This window comes from Jannaschia sp. M317 (assembly GCF_025141175.1).
In the GTDB taxonomy this organism is placed as follows: Bacteria; Pseudomonadota; Alphaproteobacteria; order Rhodobacterales; family Rhodobacteraceae; genus Jannaschia.
On the sequence record NZ_CP081155.1, the window covers coordinates 2079853 to 2095540 of the forward strand.

Annotated in this window: 15 protein-coding genes and 3 tRNA genes; 10 read left to right on the plus strand and 8 right to left on the minus strand. The window is 62.2% G+C overall.

The features are described 5' to 3' along the window. Window positions 1–309 precede the first annotated feature (309 nt). The gene (locus K3551_RS10690) at window positions 310–495 is read right to left on the minus strand and encodes a hypothetical protein (RefSeq protein WP_259913105.1); all 186 of its coding nucleotides are present in this window, start codon (window positions 493–495) and stop codon (window positions 310–312) included. Window positions 496–645: 150 nt separating this feature from the next. On the opposite strand from K3551_RS10690, the gene K3551_RS10695 reads away from it, so the two are divergent. From K3551_RS10695 to K3551_RS10705, 3 genes are all read left to right on the plus strand, one after another. Then, window positions 646–720 (plus strand) — tRNA-Val (locus K3551_RS10695). 72 nt (window positions 721–792) lie between these two features. Beyond that, entirely contained in the window at window positions 793–1314 is a 522-nt protein-coding gene (locus K3551_RS10700) for a histidine phosphatase family protein (protein WP_259913106.1), read from the plus strand. 40 nt (window positions 1315–1354) lie between these two features. Beyond that, a tRNA-Val gene (locus K3551_RS10705) sits at window positions 1355–1430 on the plus strand. A gap of 12 nt (window positions 1431–1442) precedes the next feature. Here the strand turns inward: K3551_RS10705 and K3551_RS10710 are convergent. Continuing rightward, a complete protein-coding gene (locus K3551_RS10710; protein WP_259913108.1) occupies window positions 1443–1925 on the minus strand; it encodes an acyl-CoA thioesterase in 483 nt (160 codons plus the stop codon). Between the two features lie 46 nt (window positions 1926–1971). Next, window positions 1972–2045, minus strand: a tRNA-Gly gene (locus tag K3551_RS10715). A gap of 497 nt (window positions 2046–2542) precedes the next feature. Between K3551_RS10715 and K3551_RS10720 the strand changes: the two genes are divergently transcribed. From K3551_RS10720 to K3551_RS10745, 6 genes are all read left to right on the plus strand, one after another. Continuing rightward, entirely contained in the window at window positions 2543–3514 is a 972-nt protein-coding gene (locus tag K3551_RS10720; RefSeq protein WP_259913109.1) for a GlxA family transcriptional regulator, read from the plus strand. Window positions 3515–3629: 115 nt separating this feature from the next. Continuing rightward, on the plus strand, window positions 3630–3995 hold the full coding sequence (locus tag K3551_RS10725; protein WP_259913111.1) for a glycine zipper family protein: 366 nt from the start codon (window positions 3630–3632) through the stop codon (window positions 3993–3995). Between the two features lie 255 nt (window positions 3996–4250). Beyond that, entirely contained in the window at window positions 4251–5129 is an 879-nt protein-coding gene (locus tag K3551_RS10730; RefSeq protein WP_259913113.1) for an SDR family oxidoreductase, read from the plus strand. After that, a complete protein-coding gene (locus K3551_RS10735) occupies window positions 5126–5794 on the plus strand; it encodes a hypothetical protein (protein WP_259913114.1) in 669 nt (222 codons plus the stop codon). The genes K3551_RS10730 and K3551_RS10735 overlap by 4 nt, the downstream gene beginning before the upstream one ends. Window position 5795: 1 nt before the next feature. Continuing rightward, a complete protein-coding gene (locus tag K3551_RS10740; RefSeq protein ID WP_259913116.1) occupies window positions 5796–6845 on the plus strand; it encodes a serine hydrolase in 1050 nt (349 codons plus the stop codon). A gap of 131 nt (window positions 6846–6976) precedes the next feature. After that, window positions 6977–7153, plus strand: a complete 177-nt coding sequence (locus K3551_RS10745; RefSeq protein WP_259913118.1) for a hypothetical protein — start codon at window positions 6977–6979, stop codon at window positions 7151–7153. A 352-nt stretch (window positions 7154–7505) separates the two neighbouring features. Here the strand turns inward: K3551_RS10745 and K3551_RS10750 are convergent, their stop codons facing one another. The 4 genes from K3551_RS10750 to K3551_RS10765 all read right to left on the minus strand — a co-directional run bounded on the left by K3551_RS10750 (window position 7506) and on the right by K3551_RS10765 (window position 11723). Continuing rightward, entirely contained in the window at window positions 7506–8432 is a 927-nt protein-coding gene (locus tag K3551_RS10750) for a glycosyltransferase (protein ID WP_259913120.1), read from the minus strand. 113 nt (window positions 8433–8545) lie between these two features. Then, a complete protein-coding gene (locus tag K3551_RS10755; RefSeq protein ID WP_259913121.1) occupies window positions 8546–9544 on the minus strand; it encodes a glycosyltransferase family A protein in 999 nt (332 codons plus the stop codon). 22 nt (window positions 9545–9566) lie between these two features. Next, window positions 9567–10484 carry a glycosyltransferase family 2 protein gene (locus K3551_RS10760; protein WP_259913122.1) on the minus strand — a complete coding sequence of 306 codons (918 nt, stop codon included), beginning with the start codon at window positions 10482–10484 and terminating at the stop codon, window positions 9567–9569. A 3-nt stretch (window positions 10485–10487) separates the two neighbouring features. After that, window positions 10488–11723, minus strand: coding sequence for an oligosaccharide flippase family protein (locus K3551_RS10765; protein ID WP_259913123.1), 1236 nt, complete (start codon window positions 11721–11723; stop codon window positions 10488–10490). Between the two features lie 204 nt (window positions 11724–11927). Between K3551_RS10765 and K3551_RS10770 the strand changes: the two genes are divergently transcribed. Further along, window positions 11928–13136, plus strand: coding sequence for a polysaccharide biosynthesis/export family protein (locus K3551_RS10770; protein WP_259919565.1), 1209 nt, complete (start codon window positions 11928–11930; stop codon window positions 13134–13136). A gap of 25 nt (window positions 13137–13161) precedes the next feature. Here K3551_RS10770 and K3551_RS10775 read toward each other — a convergent pair whose 3' ends face one another. Then, window positions 13162–15663, minus strand: a complete 2502-nt coding sequence (locus tag K3551_RS10775) for a PAS domain-containing hybrid sensor histidine kinase/response regulator (protein WP_259913124.1) — start codon at window positions 15661–15663, stop codon at window positions 13162–13164. Window positions 15664–15688: the final 25 nt, after the last annotated feature.

The following is a 15688-nucleotide window of genomic DNA, read 5'->3' on the forward strand; positions in this document are numbered from 1 at the left end:
GTAGAGGAGGAGGTATCGACCACGATCTCGACAGGGTCCACCGAAGACGGGCTGAGGCCATCTGTAAAAACAGGGGGCAGGGCGCCAAGGGTCAGTGCTGTCGATGAGATCAGAATGCGTTTCCTGAGGTCCTCCTGGTTCGGCCTGGTGGCTGATGTCAGGATGCCCGAAGGTTCCAGCGACGCCAACGTTGGCGGGCTTGCGGGGGATGGGTAAGAAACCCGCCAAAGGGGCCTTTGGCGGGCAATCGTTCTGATCAGATTGGGAGCTTTAACGGCGAAGTTGCCGGGGTATCGCGCCGTCTGGTCGTCAGTTCGGAACCGTGGCTGCCATGAAGATAAGGGCCAGGATCGGCACGAGCAGGCCGCCGGCGCTGGACGATGTATCCTCGACGATCACAACCGGGTCGGGCGGCGGCGGGGTCAGGCCATCCGCTGCCGCGGGGCCCAGGGCTGCCACCAAAAGGGCGGCGGACAGAACGAGGGAACGCTTCATGATAACTCCTGGCAGTCCGTTCGAGGTCGCTCGAAGCTGACTGTTCGGGACGACCGAGTCAATGATGCGGGCCAGCTTTGCGACGGGCGAATGCGGGTGTCCAAGCCCCCTTGAACCCCTCGCGGTCCTTGTCTAAAGACCCGGCAGGATGGGTGATTAGCTCAGTGGTAGAGCGCTTCGTTCACATCGAAGATGTCAGGGGTTCAAATCCCTTATCACCCACCATTCCCCTTTCGGGGTGTCGGCCCCTTCGATTTCGAGGGGGCTTTTTGCTGCCGGATCAGGTGAGGTAACGCGATGCCGCCGCTTTTCTTGCTGCGTCATGGTCAGACGGTCTGGAACCGGGAAGGCCGGATGCAGGGCCGACTGGACAGCCCGCTGACCCCCTTGGGACAGGTACAGGCCGCACGACAGGGCGCGATCCTGCGGGCCAACGGCGCGGCCTTTCCAGCGCGCACCAGTCCCAGAGGCCGCGCGCGAACGACCGCCGCCCTGGCGGGGCTGGCCCCCAAGATCGACGACCGGCTGGCCGAGATTTCCATGGGCGACTGGGAGGGGACGACACAGGCGCGGCATGCGCCCGGCGTGTCGTGGAAATTCGCCGCGCCGGGGGGCGAGACGCAGGCCGCCCTGCTGAACCGGATCGACGCCTTTCTGGACAGTTTGTCGGGGCCGACGATCGTTGTCACCCACGGTGTCATCCTGATCGCGCTGGAAGCCGTGCTGACCGGGCGCGCGTTGGAGGATTGGGACTGGATGCACGATCCGCAGGGCGTTGTCCTGGTCGTGGACGCCGGCGAGTCCCGAATCCTGCGATAGGCTTGCGGGCACATCGACCCTGCGGTAGGAGGCCCGCGCAGGGTGGTTAGCTCAGTTGGTAGAGCGCTTCGTTTACACCGAAGATGTCGGGGGTTCGAGCCCCTCACCACCCACCATTCCACCGCAAGTCAGCCTTCGAAGACCGCGCCGTCCATCGTCTCGAATGTGGTTGTGAATTTCGCGGGCAGGGCGCGCATGGTGACGAAATCCTGCTCCATCAGGCAGATCACCGCGTGCGACGTGGCGCAAAGCGTACCATCGCGCCACACACCGTATTCCATCGTGAAGGACCGCCGCCGAAATGCGCGTGTGCGACCGGCGACGACATAGCTGTCCTCGATATAGAGCGGGGCGCGATAATCGATGCCGACCTGTTTGAGCACGACGATGGGTTTGTCGTCGGGATCGCTGTAGTCGCCCAATCCGCGCGCCTTGAAGTAGGCGATCCGAAAGGTTTCGAACCAGCTGAGATAACGGGCGTTGTTGACGTGGTTGAAGGCGTCCAACTCGCTGAAGGTCACCTTGTTGGCGAGGCCGAGCGCGTAGGGCGCGGGCACGCCAGCGTCGCGCAGCGCCGTGCCTTCCAGGGGGATCAGGAAGGGCAGGGTCATGGTGTGAAATCCGTAAAGTTACGTGCCGTAGGGCGTTGGTAGCCTTTGGAGCGGGTAACGGGAATTGAACCCGTAACTTAAGCTTGGGAAGCTCGCGTGATACCTTTTCACCATACCCGCAGCGCACCTTTCGGCGGCTCGCGCGGGTGATGCCACAGGGCGCGGGTGACCTCAAGGGCGAACCGTCAGGCGGCTGGCTCTGACTTGCGGCGTAGGCCACCCTCCGGAGGTCCGTGACGCCCTAGTGCGGGGCGGGCCCATGATAGCAGCGTTGGGCGTCGACTTGGGCCTCATGGCGCCCAAGACAACGGACTATCCCGCAGCAATACGGATCGCAGGCCATTCGTGCGAGGCGGGAGCGGAGCGGATCATACGCCGACGTTTCCGCTCTCCTGGTCATCTCGCGCGACGGCGTCGGACCTGTCCTGCGCCATCGAGCGCGTCAGGCGAGGCGGGGTCGCCCGCCGCCTCTTTGGACAGGGAGATCATGGCAACATGACTGCTTGGCGGAAAACGAGGGGTCTTTGTCCTAACGGTCAACTGGCCAAAGGCGCTATTGTCAGAACATGGCACGCAACAAGCATCATAAGAAATTACCGGGGCCTAGGCGCGTTCTCATGGTCGCCTATCCCGGTGCTCACAACCTCGACGTGGTGGGACCGCTCGAGATACTTGCGACGACAGCCCATTTCGCGGCTGACAACATCCGTCCCTACGACATCGCCATCGTTGCAGAGAAAGCCGGACCCATCGAGGCAAGCTCTGGCCTGACGATCACCGCCGCGTTGTCGTTCGAGGATGTGTTGGGCGGAGTTGGAGAGATCGACACCCTGATGATTGCGGGGGGGCATGGCAGTTCGTCGGCCATGAAAGACCGGGTCCTGGTCGAATTCCTGCGCGCCGCTGCACCACGGACACGGCGCATCGCGTCGATCTGCACCGGGGCGCTTGTGCTTGCCGAGGCTGGCCTGCTGGACGGCAGGCGTGCCAGCACGCATTGGTTCTGGTGCCCGAAGATGGAAACCGATTACCCGGCGGTCGAGGTGGACCGGGACGCGATCTTCGTGCGCGACGGGAATGTCTGGACCTCGGCCGGTGTGACCTCGGGGATGGACCTGGCCCTTGCGCTGGTCGAGGACGACCTGGGTCATGAGGCCGCCCTTCAGGTCGCCCGCTTCAGCGTCATGTACATGATGCGGCCGGGCGGTCAGTCGCAGTTCAGTGCGCATCTTGTCGCGCAACGCGCCGAGGACCCGGCGATCAACGCGACGCTGGAATTCATCCTGGGCAATCCCGGCCACCCGCTGACGGTCACCGGGCTGGCCGCGCAAGTCGGTCTGTCCGAGCGGACCTTTGCGCGCCGTTTCAAGGATGAAACCGGTATGACCCCGGCGGCCTACGTCGAAACCGCCCGGATCCAGGCGGCGCGGGTCGCCCTGGAGACGACATCCCGTGGCGTCGAGCTGATCGCGATGGAAACGGGTTTTCAGAACGGTGAACGGATGCGCCGGGCCTTTCAGCGGCAATTGGGCGTATCCGCGTCAGAGTATCGCGACCGGTTTCGCGGATCGCACGAGGCGCAGCCGTAGATCCGGGACGGTCCCGCCAAGCCCGGCTGACTGATAGACCGAAAACCACCAACGACACCAAGACCGCGCAGATCGCGTTTGCGCGCCGCTGCCCCTCGTTCATCAGGATATACTCATGAAAATCGCAAAATTCGCTCTCTGCCTTTTGCTCGTTCTTGTCGCGGCCTGTGACGACAGCGGTGCAGACTATGGCCCGATTCTGGACGGCCCGCCCACGCCCGCCTTTCGGGCCGACCTCGCCGCCTGTCAGTCCCTTGCCCGCAATCAGCGCCAATTCGACCAGGAGACCGCGGGCGCCGCGGTCCTGGGGGCCGGTGCGGGGGCGCTGCTCGGTGCTGCGGATGACGATGCGGAGGCGGCGGGCGGGGCAATCGTGGGGGCGCTGGCCGGAGGGGTCGCAGGTGCCGTCACTGCGCGCGAGCGGCGGGAAGCCATCGTCGTGGAATGCGTGCGCGGGCGCGGGCACCGCGTGGTCGGCTGACCGGCTTCAACCGAAAACATCGAAAAGGATGATCCAATGCACACTGTCCTGCGGCGCCGTCACAGCCACCTTGCCGATATCATCTCGCTGTTCGAACTGGCGTTCAGATCCTGCTCACTTGGCCCTGCCACGCCCCGAACCCCGACCTCGACGCTGCTGAGGCGTGATCTCGACCTGCCAGGGATCGAGAACGATCCAACATCGCCTGCGACCCTGCATCGCCGAAATTGCAACTGATCGAGCAGGACGAAAACCATGCAGTCCATCCTCATCGCTGGTGCGACCGGCTATCTTGGCCGTTTCCTTTGTGCGGCGTATCGGGCGCGCGGTCATCACGTCACGGCCTTGGTGCGCGACCGGGCCCGCGCCGGCGACCTCGACGCTGACACACTTGTCGAGGCGGAGGCGACCCGCCCCGACACCCTGTCAGGCGTGATGGACGGGATCGATCTGGTCGTGTCTGCCCTGGGGATCACACGGCAGGCAGACGGGCTAAGCTATCGGGATGTCGATTACGGTGCCAATCTCAACCTGTTGCAGGCGGCGGAACGGGCCGGTGTCGGGCGCTTTGGCTATGTCCATGTCCTGCACGCTGCGGCCATGCGCGATGTGCCGCTGGTCTCTGCCAAGGCAGATTTCGTCGATGCGCTGCAAGCCTCGCGGGTGGCATCGACCATCATCGCGCCGTCAGGCTATTTTTCCGACATGGGAGAGTTCCTGTCCATGGCGCGGACCGGACGGATCTGGCTGTTTGGCACAGGGGAGGCCCGCATCAATCCGATCCATGGTGCGGACCTGGCAGAAGCCGTCGTTGAGGCGACCGAGGCGGGGCGCGCCTGGCTGGACGTGGGCGGGCCAGAGGTTTTCACACAGGTCGAAATTGCGCAGATGGCCTTTGCCGCGCTGGATCGACCCGTACGGATCACGCGTCTGCCCGACGCGTCGCGCAAGGCCGCGCTTGCTGTGCTGCCCTGGGTGACGCCTCGGAAAATACACGGTCCGGCGCAGTTCTTTCTGACGGCCTTGGCGATCGACATGGTCGGTCAGACCCACGGGACCCGTCGGCTGTCCGAGCATTTCCAGGCTTTGACCCGTGCCGCGGCCCATGACCGTGCCCCGGAGGGCGAAAGATGACCCTGATCCGTATCGGCGGGGTGGCCGCCTTGATCTGCGCCGCCACCTATCTGGTGGGGTTCGTCTTGCTGATGACGCTGCTTGCCCCGCTGGGCTATGGCACGACCGATATCGATGCATCTGCCGTGCTCGGCTTCAACGCCGTGCGGCCCGGCGTCCTGACTGCGTGGAACAGCACGATCTATGTCCTGAATGCCCTTGCCCTGATCGTTCTGGTGGTCGCCCTGTCTGAATGGTTGGCCAGCCAGACACCGGGTTGGGCGTCGGTGACCCGCGAGATCGGACTTGTCTGGGCGGCGCTGGTCCTGGGCGCCGGCATGATCGCGAATGTCGCGCTTGTGCGGGCGGCACATCTCCATGCGGCGGATCCTGCGGCGGCGGAGGTGCTTTGGACGACGTTACATGCGGTTGAACTTGGGCTCGGCGGTGGAAACGAGATTGCGGGCGCTGTCTGGATCGGCTGCGTCAGTCTTGCAGGGCGTGTCGGGGAAAGCCTCGGACGGTTGGTCATTTATCTGGGTCTTTTGACAGGTCTGGGCGGTCTGTTGACCGTTGTCCCGGCGTTTGGAGACGCCGCCGGGGCGGTGTTCGGCCTTGGGGCCATCGCCTGGTTCCTCGCCATTGGTTTTCAGCTGTTCGGGGCACGCGAGTCGAAGGGGATATGAGATGAAAAAGACCAACGCAGCTCTTCAGGACCTGCTTCAGGCAACATTGGCGCATAGCACAGCCCATGGTTTGCTGCTTCGGGTGCAGTCGGGGGATGGCAAGGTCGATTTTCGAGGCAGCGCGGGGAACGCCACCCCGGACAGCCGGTTTCCCATTGCCAGCATCTCAAAGGTCTATACCGCCGCGATCATCCATCAGCTGGTCGACGAGGGGCGGCTTTGCCTGGATCAAACGGTACAAAGCGCCTTGCCAGACGTCGACCTGACCGGTCTGCATGTGGTGAAAGGCGTCGACTATGGACCCTGTCTTACGATCCGCCAGCTAGTCTTTCAGACCTCTGGATTGGCCGACTATTACGAAGGCGGCGTGGCCGCAGACGTGATCCGCAGCAAGGATTATGCCTATGACCTCGGCCGTGTCCTGCGCTGGACGAAGGAGGGGACGCCCCAGGCGGTGCCGGACAGCGGCAGGGCGCATTATTCCGACACCAACTTCCAGCTTCTTGGCGGGATCATCGAGACGGCGACGGGCCTGTCGTTCGGGGATGCGTTGCAAAGCCGGATCTGCGCACGCCTTGATCTGCGCCGAACCGCTGTCTTCGACCCGGTCCATGACGGAAACGATCAGACGCTTCCGGTCTATCACAAGGATCTGAGGCTTGGCATTCCGCGCATCCTGTCCAGCATGGGTCCGGACGGCGGCATCGTGTCGGACACCGACGACCTGATCACCGTTCTGCGCAGGGTGATGGCCGGGCACCTGTTTCAACGCCAGAACCTGCCTGCCATGTGCCAGTGGCGGCCTCTTTCCTTTCCGTTGCAGTATGGCGGTGGGTTGATGCGGTTCAAGCTGCCTGGTTGGATGACACTCTGGCGGCCTTCGCCGGAACTGATCGGCCATTCCGGGGCCAGCGGAACCTTTGCCTATCACGCGCCGAAAGCGGACGTTTTCCTTGTCGGCACATTCAACCAGACCGATGCGCCAAAACGCCCCTTCAGCTTCATGCTGGAGGTTCTCAAGATCATCCAACGCCATGAGGACATGGTTTGAGGGTGGTCGTGACATGGCGCGGCGCGATCTTGGTTGGCCTGACGCTCACCCTGTTTTGGGGGACGAGCGGGGCTTTCCCGGTTGCTGACTTGGTGACGCAAGACAACGCGTTGCCATCGCGACAGACTTCCATGGTGCGACCTCACATGCGGATCAAGGACGGCCCGCCCGACGCGCAGACCATCGTGGTTCTGCAGGGCGGGGCAGGCGGCGATTTCCGGTCTCTGCTCGGGCTTTCGACCCTGTCCGACACGCACGACCGCGTCGTTTCCTACGATCAACGGGACCCATTCTGTTCATGGCCGTAGGCTGCAATGATTGGACCGGACCACGACCCTAATCGCTTCATACGGCGCGGGTTGCGGATGCAAGGCTTGAGATCATTCCAAAAACCGGCCACGATGTCATCTGAGACAACCCTCGCGATGCCGTTGCCGTGACCCACGTCTTTCTCAATGCTGCGATCTGAAGAAACGCCGCATGGCAGGGGGACCTCCCTTTTTGTCCCAATTGCCGTTCTGGGGGCTCGGCGCGCGGTTGCTGCCATCACCTCGCGTTTCGGAACCGTGTCAGCGTCAGTTGGAGAGGTCGAGTTCAACAGGGAAAGCGCGTAGGAAAGGGCGCTTGTAGCCTTGCCAGACGCCTCACCAGCTAGTTTCCTTATACATGTTTCATCCCGGACGGCTTGGCTGCAAGCGAAGCAGCGCCGGATGAATGGGCGCCCAGCACAGCTGCCAGCAATTCCTGCCAGTTCTTGGAAAATGAAACCTCCGGATAGGGCCCGTTGGCATTGCGCGTGTCCTGAGTTTGACGTTCGCCCGCCACGACCCCTTCGAGCGCATCTTGCCATCCTGCGACGGACCTATCGAAGACGACCTGCGCACCTTGGGGCACGTGGTCGATCAAACCGTCGATGTCATTGACAAGAAGGCTGCGGCCAGCAGCGAGTGCTTCGATCGCAACGAGGCCGTATGCCTCCCAGTTCGAAGGCATGGCCACGACATCGACCGCCGCCATCGCAGTCGCTGGATCAGGGCTGAAGCCCATGAATCGAATACGTGGATCGTCTGCTGCAAGACTTCGGAGGGCGTCTTCTTCGGGGCCCTGTCCGTAGACATGCAGGAACATGTCCGGACGGGTTGTCTGTCGAAACGCCTTGATCAGGGTGTCGAACCCCTTTTGCCGATCAAGTCGTCCGATTGCGCCGATGACCCGCGCAGGCGATTTCGCCGGAACGACGGCACGAAAGGCAGACAGGTCAACGCAGGACGGAATGACCGAAAGCACGGACGCGCGCACGGCACCGCTTTGCGCCAACCATTGGCCCTGCGCCTGGCTGACGGCGACGACACGGTCGAACAGGCGATAAGCGACACGCAGAAGGGTCGAGAAACGCCGTTTATGGATGACATTTCTGGCCACGAAGGCCTTGGTATAGCTGTGTTCGACATGGATGAGGGGTGTCTTTGGGTGTTTGCCACGCAAAGACACCAGCATCGGCATCGCGCGCCAACTGATGGCCAGATGCGAGACGATGACATCAGCCTCAATTCGGCCAAGCGATATGCGACCCGGATCGATGACCACAAGGCTGTGGTCCGCGGTCTGAGCCATCGCTGGCGCGGTCAGGATGTGGTCCAGAACGCGCATCACCCCGCCCGCGGTGGTGTCATCGACCAGATGAACAATGCGCGGCAAGGTCATGACAGCGCCGCCGTGTCCTGGCGACGTTGGCCAAACGCCATGATACGACGGATGACCGCTGCGCCGAAAACCGACAGACCGGCAGTGGCCGCAAGTGTGACAACGGATTTGGCCGGTTCTTCGAACAGGGGCGCGCGGGATTGTGCCATCCAGGCGCGGCTCAGCGCGACGGCGCGGATTGCGTCAAGGTCGCTGATCGCGCGGCGGTTGAGATAGCGCAGTTGGTAGGCCCGCGCGTCGCCGGTGTTCACAAGGAAGAAGGCTGGATTGAGGGGTGTCAGCTTGATCACCATCCGCTCCCATGCGGCCAGCTGTCGGTCCGTCGCGGCGGATAGCCCCTCGGCGTTGATCCGGTACCGCGTCAGCAGGCCTTCGACGCCTTCGAATTTCCATTCGGTGCTTAGCGCGATCCGGAGCCAGCATTCGATATCCTCCGACTGGCGAAAGGTTTCGTCGAAATACCAATCGCGCACCTGTTCATGACGTGGGCGCCAGGCAATGGCCTCGAGCACGTCCCGCCGCAGGACGACGGCCGACCCGTTGCCAATAGGATTGCGCTTGAATATCAGGGCGGCGTCCACATTGTGCAGTCGGGGACGCTGAGCCTGCCTCAGCAGGTCACCCGCGTCGTTGATCAGGGCGGAACCGGAATAGCTGATCCCGACGTCTGGATTGGCATTCAGGTGGGCCATATGGACCGCAAGCTTCTCCGGCTCCCAAAGGTCATCGGCGTCGCAAAACCCGATGATTTCCCCGCGCGAAGCGGCGATCCCGGTGTTGCGTGCGCCAGCAAGGCCGCGATTGGCCTGGCGAACCATGCGCACCCGTGGGTGCCGTGCAAATTCGGCCGCGATGCGCGGCGTCTCGTCGGTGGAGCCGTCATCGACGATGATGACTTCAAAGTCGGAGTAAGACTGCGCCAGAAGGGCATCCAGCGTTTCGCTGATCGTGCGCGCAACGTTGAAGGCTGGGACGATGATCGAGGCAAGGGTCATGGCAGGTGGTCTTTCGATATGGTCAGGAAAACAGCGATTGGCAGGTGGCCCGTGGCAGTGCGAGCGCCCCGCAAGCCCCCGCAAGCGTCAAGGCACCGCGGCGGAAGGGTTTGAAAAACCCGGCCGGGCTATGGCGCAATCCCGTCATCGCATGGCGCAAGGCCCGGGTCCGGGCATCGCCAAGTCGGAGCGCGCGACGGGCAAGATATCGGTGGTGGATTGCATGATCTTGCGCGGTAGGATGGATGCCAAACCGTGCGGCGGTTTCGATGGCGCGGGTGCGTCCGGCAAGCATCGCGTCCAGATCGGTCGAAAGCCCGCCGACAGAGGTTCGGTACATCGTCTGCAATGTCGGCAGGCCGGTGATCCTGGCGCCCGCGCCAACCAGCCGGATCAGCCATTCCAGATCCTCGCTGTGCACCATCGTGACATCAAAGCCGCCCGCCCGTGCAAACGCTTCACGGCGCAGTGCGATGTTCGACATCGTGCACACCGGGTTTTCGCCAAGAAGCATCGGGATGGTCAGATCACCGCCGGGCACTGTCGAAAAGACGGAGGCGTCAGAGATGACATCCTGGAAAAAGCCGATCTGGCCGTAGGCGCCGTCGATGTCAGGGTCGGTAAAGGTTTCGGCCAGTTCGGCCAGCTTGCCGGGCAGCCAGATGTCATCGGCGTCGCAAAAGGCGAGGACTTCGCCACTTGCAATCATCGCACCGAAATTGCGCGCCTGGCTGGGTCCTTTGCCGGGGTTCGGGCCGATCCGGATACGGGCGTCGCACATGGCGGCATCCAGGACCAGATCGACAGTTCTGTCGGTGGAACCGTCATCGACGCAGATGGCTTCCCAGTCCTCGAAGCTCTGGGCGCGCAGGCTGTCCAGTGTCTGACCGATCGTGGCTTGGGCGTTGTAACAGGGCAGGATGATCGAAAACATGGGCATGGGTCAGATCCTTGCGAGAGAGCGGCCAGAGGCCGAGTACAGGGCGGGAAGAGAGGCGCTGAGCATCACTGCGGTCGAAACGAGGGCGTAGCCGGAGGCGACTGCGACGAGGCCGTGTCCGCTGAGCAGGACGGTGTTCGCCATGAGGGCTGCGGTCATCGCCGCCGTCACCCAGAATTCGCGGGCGGCCTGGTCCGTCGCCCGAAGCCAGCCTGACGTTGCCGACCAAAGCGTTCCGGGAATGGCGACGAGGCACAGGATGGACACGATATCCTCCAGTCCCGTCCAACCATCGCCCAACAGAACCGGCACGTAATACGGTGCCAGAAGCGCCTGAAGGATGACAACCGGCGTTATCATCGCCATGGCGAGCAGCGTGCTTTGACGCAGCGCCATGGACTTGTCTTCATGATTGCAGAGATGGGGAAACAGAACCGTCGAAAAGGCGACCGTAAAGGAGTTTGCAAGGCTCAGACCGGCATTGAACGCCATGAAGTAAAGGCCCAGGGCCTCGGCCCCCATCAAGGTTCCAACGATGAGTTTGTCTGCCTGCAGGCGCATCGCCTTTACCAGTTCGACCCCAAGCACCGCCCAGCCAAAACGTACGAAGGGGCGAAGCGGTGCGCGCCCCTGGCTGAGGTCGATGGTCCACGGATGAAGCCTGCGCATCGCGACAAGCCAAAACGGCGCCGTCAGCAAGCGCGGCAGGATCAGCGCGAGGGCTGACGGCCACAGCATTGCAAGCGCGGCCGAAAGCAAGTTCGCGCCGACATTCTGTGCGCCTGAAATGGCCGCTGTCTGACGCAGTTTGCCCGCGCGCATCGCCAGTGCGGCCTGTACCAGGCCCGCGGGCATGAACAGGTACTCTCCTGCCAACAGCAGGATCAGGCACAGCAGCTCCAGGCTGCCTCCGGCAGCATAGAGCGCGAAGCCGACGGCGGCTTGCACGAGGAACAGGCCCACACACCAGATCCAGAAGATGCGATGCGCGGCGGCGCAGGTCTGTTGCAGCTTGTCCTCAGAGGCCGAGATGATCCGTTGGCCCACCCCGTTTTCCGTAAAGGCCTTCAGGATATCGGCCGCTGCGAGGGCACCGGCCGCCACACCGATCTGCGTCAGATCCAGGGACCGTGCCACCACAACGACCACAAGAAGACGCGAAACCTTGGCCGCCACTTCGGATGCACCGTAAGCGAAGAGGTGTTGCGCAAAACGAGATGTCTTGAAGGCGGCAGACATGATATTCGGTCCAATCAGATGTGTTGGACCCGTTTTAGAATATTGCCGAAGATGCTGTCCCGGACGCCACCGGAGAGGCGCGGGGCGCAACGGAATTGCATCATATCCAAACGGATAGGCCTGCGACGCCATCGTCCTGTCGACCGATATCGGGTAATTGCCTATCAGTGGTCAAAAATGCACGCCAATTCAAAGAGAGCAGGAATGTCCAAGACACTCAGATTCGGCTCGGTTCTTGTTGCCGCTCTTGCTTTGAACAACTGCACTGCGTTCGATACACCCGACAACCTTGAAGGCATTGCAGCTGGCGACGGCTATCAGGCGCAGTACCGCGCGCCAGACGTAAGCCGCAGGGACGCCCAGTTTCTGCGCTCGGCCGCCTTGAACGCCAACAAATGTGCGCCGCCCGCCGGCGGTGCCGTCGGCAAAGGCAGCGGTCTTGCGGCGGCGGCCCTGAGGGGAGAGCGCCTGTCGCGGAACGATCTGGTCGATATCCGGATCGGTGACGACGAGACGTTCAACGGCGACTATGTCGTTTCGCGGGATGGCACGCTCAAACTTCCTTTTCTGGCTCCGGTCCGCGCCCAGGGGCGTCTGACCAGCGATGTCGAAAATGACATCGCCGGTCTGTTGATTGCAGGTGACTTCTTTTCCGAACGCCCGCGCATTTCCGTGCGGGTTGCCGATCTTGCCTCTGTCACGATTGGCGTTTCCGGCGCGGTTTTCGAGCCTCGCGCGGTCGAAATCGGAGGCACTCCGGGAGATCAGGTCGACAGCCGCAGACAAGCTGCGCTTGGCGCATCGAGCGAGGGGCGCAACCTGTCTGCTGCCCTGCGCGCGGCAGGTGGTGTGCGGCCGGACGCGGACATTTCGGCGGTCGAGGTCCGGCGGAACGGGACGCTTTACCGGCTTGATATGCGGGGCGTCTTCGAAGGGCGCAATGCCGTCGATATCATGCTCTTGACCGGTGACGAGGTGTCCGTTCCCAGTCGGCAGTGTTTTCAGGAAGATCTGATGCGGCCAAGCCCGATCAGCCCGCCGGGGGTTTCGATGTTCCTGTCGAACCTGACGCAGCCCGCCACTGGAAACGCGGTGTCCGCCGTTGGGCGGGACGTCCGCGAAATGCCTTATGGCACGCGCTATCTGCAGGCTGTGATCGATACGAACTGCGTCGGTGGCGCGCGGGCCACGAGTGCCGATCGCTCCGCGGCCCTGTTTTCGCGCAATCCAGTGACGGGCGTGTCCGTCGTGATCGAGCGTGACATCGAAGATCTGCTGCGCCGTGCGGATCGCGACGACTACGATCCGTTCCTGCTGCCCGGCGATTCAATCGCCTGCTATGACAGCACGGTCACGAATATCGGCGAGGTCGGCAGGGTCCTTGGTATATTGGGCATCGCCGCCGCGCTTTAGGGGCGGGCGGCGTCAGCGCGGCACCTCAGGGGTCCGTCGTCATATGCGGTCGCGTCTCGGCCCAGATCCCTGGCAGGGCGTCGATTGCGGTTCGTGTTGCCGTGATGTCCTTGTCTTTCATGGCCTGCTCAACCTCGATCAAGGCCAGCCTGAGGGCGACTGCGCCCATCGTGGCTGCGCTTCCTGCGACGCGATGCGCACGCTCTGCCGTTTGTGAAAAATCCTGCGTCTCAAAGCTTTGCAGATAGTCCAGGGTATCGTCGATTTCGGCGACAAAACGGTCCAACAGCGATTGCGCGACCTCGGCCCCGACAGTGTCCCGGAGTTCCTGGATATGACCGGGCAGCACAGCCTTCGATGGCGTGGCCCGTGCCGTTACCACCGCGTCACCGGGCCCGACCTGTTCGGAAATGACCCGCAACAGCGCCTCGCGCGTCAGAGGCTTTGTCAGGATTTCGTTCATGCCATCCGACAGGAACGCCTGCTGTTCCTCTGCCATTGCATTGGCGGTCAGCGCCACAATCGGCGTCCTTGAGGAAGCGCCGGTTCCTGCGCGGATGGCCCGTGTCGCCGCGCGGCCGTCCATTATCGGCATGCTGATATCCATGAGGATCAAATCGAAGCGCTGGGCCTGGGCCAGGTCTATGGCGATCTGCCCGTTTGTGGCTTCGGCGACGGAATGCCCGGCTGCAAGCAGCATCTCGCGCGCGACAACACGATTGATCTCGTTGTCTTCGACCAGCAGAATCCGGCAGGCTCGGTCCGCTCTGACACGCTGATTTCTTTCTGCAGCGGGCTTTGGTGGCGCGATGGGATCTATCGGAAACTGGATGAGGAAAGTGCTTCCTTTGCCCAGGTCGCTTTCGACAGAGATTGTCCCGCCGAGCGCTTTGACAAATCTCTTTGCGATGCCAAGACCCAACCCGGTGCCCCCCACGTCGCGGTCATAGGAACTGTCACCGGTCATGAAATCGTCGAAAATCTGAGACTGAAGCGCGCTGTCCATTCCTATGCCCGTGTCGCGGACAGTGATCGACAGGTTGGTGTCTGACGGCTGCCCCTCAGTCACCTCGGCGGTCACCGTGATGCTTCCGTCCTTGGTGAATTTCACCGCGTTCCCGATGACATTCATCAAGATGTGCTGAATGCGGTCACGATCTGCGTGAATCCACTCCGCAGGCTTGCCATTCCACCCCCATTGCAGCGTCGTGTCATTTGCCGATGCCGCGCCGCTTTGATTGTCCACGATATCCTGCAACAGGGTGCTCATGTTCATCGCGACGGGCCGCAGCCGAAGCTTGCCCGCATCGTACTTGGTAATGTCTAGGACATCCGAAATATGGCTCATCAGCAGCTTGCCAGAGGTGTCCATATTCTTGATGTAGCGGTTCTGCTTTGAACTCAGCCGCGTGTCCCGCAAAAGCGCGAGATTGCCCAGCAGCCCATTGAGTGGCGTGCGGATTTCGTGGCTCATGGTCGCCAGAAAATCAGTCTTGGCCTTTTCTCCGGCCAATGCGCGATCGCGCGCCGCGACTAGGTCTTCCTCTGCGCGGACACGATGCGAGATATCCCGCAGGAAGGCGATGAAGATCTCGCCCTCGTCGGTCTCGGCGGACTGAATGGCAAGTTCGACGGGAAACACATCTCCGTCCGCTCGTTTGGCCTCCAGCTTGACCCGGCCCTTGCCGACCACCCGTTTCTCACCGCCGACACGCATGCGTTCCATCCCGGCCTCATGGGCTGCGCGATGATGGTCGGGAACGATCAGATCGCTCATGGTCTGGCCAATCGCATCTTCTGCGGCGTAGCCAAAGATCTGCTCGGCGGCGGCGTTGAAATCCAGAACAAGCCCCTTTGCATCGCTGACCACAACGGCATCCAGCGCCGTGCCGGTGACGATGTTCATGCGCTTGCTGGCCTCGATCGCCTCGGACCGCCGTCGAACGTTCAGATTATTGAGACGGGTCAGATATACCGCCAGAAGCAGCAGCGCCAGCAATAGAAAGGTCACGCCAACGGCCAATTGGGTCAATGTCACCGCAATGTTGGTCCGGCGCAGATCTGAATTCCGGGCGAAATAGTTCAGTCCCGAATTGGACATTGACCGAACGTTAGAGCGCACGTCCTGAGACAATTGCAAAAGCGCGGGCAGCGCGGCAATCAGCTCCGGATCGCTGGCATCAATTGTCGGGACTGCATTAGCGAGGAAAGATTGCACAATACCAAGGTTTTCCGAGAATTTCCCGTCGTTGCGCAGTGACGCATACAAAGACGATTCCCGCAGTGTCTTGACGCGGCTGTAGAATATATCGAATTCCTGCCGGACGGTCTTCAGGTCCGGTCGGTCCTCTTGCAGGGCAAGCAGAAGGTTGAGTTCATATTCGAGAAATTCCACCTCGGCCTGCGACAGGGTCCACTGTACATTGTCCGAACTGGCCGAATTCAACAGGCGCAAATCACGCGCCACGTTCACCGACATGAAAACGATTGCCGCAAAGGACGTCACCGCCAGCGCCAGCCAGATCATGAGCCGGGTGCGACCCGCCAGACCT

Excerpts from the sequence above, each read along its gene's own strand:
- K3551_RS10690 (WP_259913105.1), bottom strand. The coding sequence starts at position 495 with ATGAAGCGTTCCCTCGTTCTGTCCGCCGCCCTTTTGGTGGCAGCCCTG.
- K3551_RS10700 (WP_259913106.1), top strand. The coding sequence starts at position 793 with ATGCCGCCGCTTTTCTTGCTGCGTCATGGTCAGACGGTCTGGAACCGG.
- K3551_RS10710 (WP_259913108.1), bottom strand. The coding sequence starts at position 1,925 with ATGACCCTGCCCTTCCTGATCCCCCTGGAAGGCACGGCGCTGCGCGAC.
- K3551_RS10720 (WP_259913109.1), top strand. The coding sequence starts at position 2,543 with ATGGTCGCCTATCCCGGTGCTCACAACCTCGACGTGGTGGGACCGCTC.
- K3551_RS10725 (WP_259913111.1), top strand. The coding sequence starts at position 3,630 with ATGAAAATCGCAAAATTCGCTCTCTGCCTTTTGCTCGTTCTTGTCGCG.
- K3551_RS10730 (WP_259913113.1), top strand. The coding sequence starts at position 4,251 with ATGCAGTCCATCCTCATCGCTGGTGCGACCGGCTATCTTGGCCGTTTC.
- K3551_RS10735 (WP_259913114.1), top strand. The coding sequence starts at position 5,126 with ATGACCCTGATCCGTATCGGCGGGGTGGCCGCCTTGATCTGCGCCGCC.
- K3551_RS10740 (WP_259913116.1), top strand. The coding sequence starts at position 5,796 with ATGAAAAAGACCAACGCAGCTCTTCAGGACCTGCTTCAGGCAACATTG.
- K3551_RS10745 (WP_259913118.1), top strand. The coding sequence starts at position 6,977 with ATGGTGCGACCTCACATGCGGATCAAGGACGGCCCGCCCGACGCGCAG.
- K3551_RS10755 (WP_259913121.1), bottom strand. The coding sequence starts at position 9,544 with ATGACCCTTGCCTCGATCATCGTCCCAGCCTTCAACGTTGCGCGCACG.
- K3551_RS10760 (WP_259913122.1), bottom strand. The coding sequence starts at position 10,484 with ATGCCCATGTTTTCGATCATCCTGCCCTGTTACAACGCCCAAGCCACG.
- K3551_RS10765 (WP_259913123.1), bottom strand. The coding sequence starts at position 11,723 with ATGTCTGCCGCCTTCAAGACATCTCGTTTTGCGCAACACCTCTTCGCT.
- K3551_RS10770 (WP_259919565.1), top strand. The coding sequence starts at position 11,928 with ATGTCCAAGACACTCAGATTCGGCTCGGTTCTTGTTGCCGCTCTTGCT.
- K3551_RS10775 (WP_259913124.1), bottom strand. The coding sequence starts at position 15,663 with ATGATCTGGCTGGCGCTGGCGGTGACGTCCTTTGCGGCAATCGTTTTC.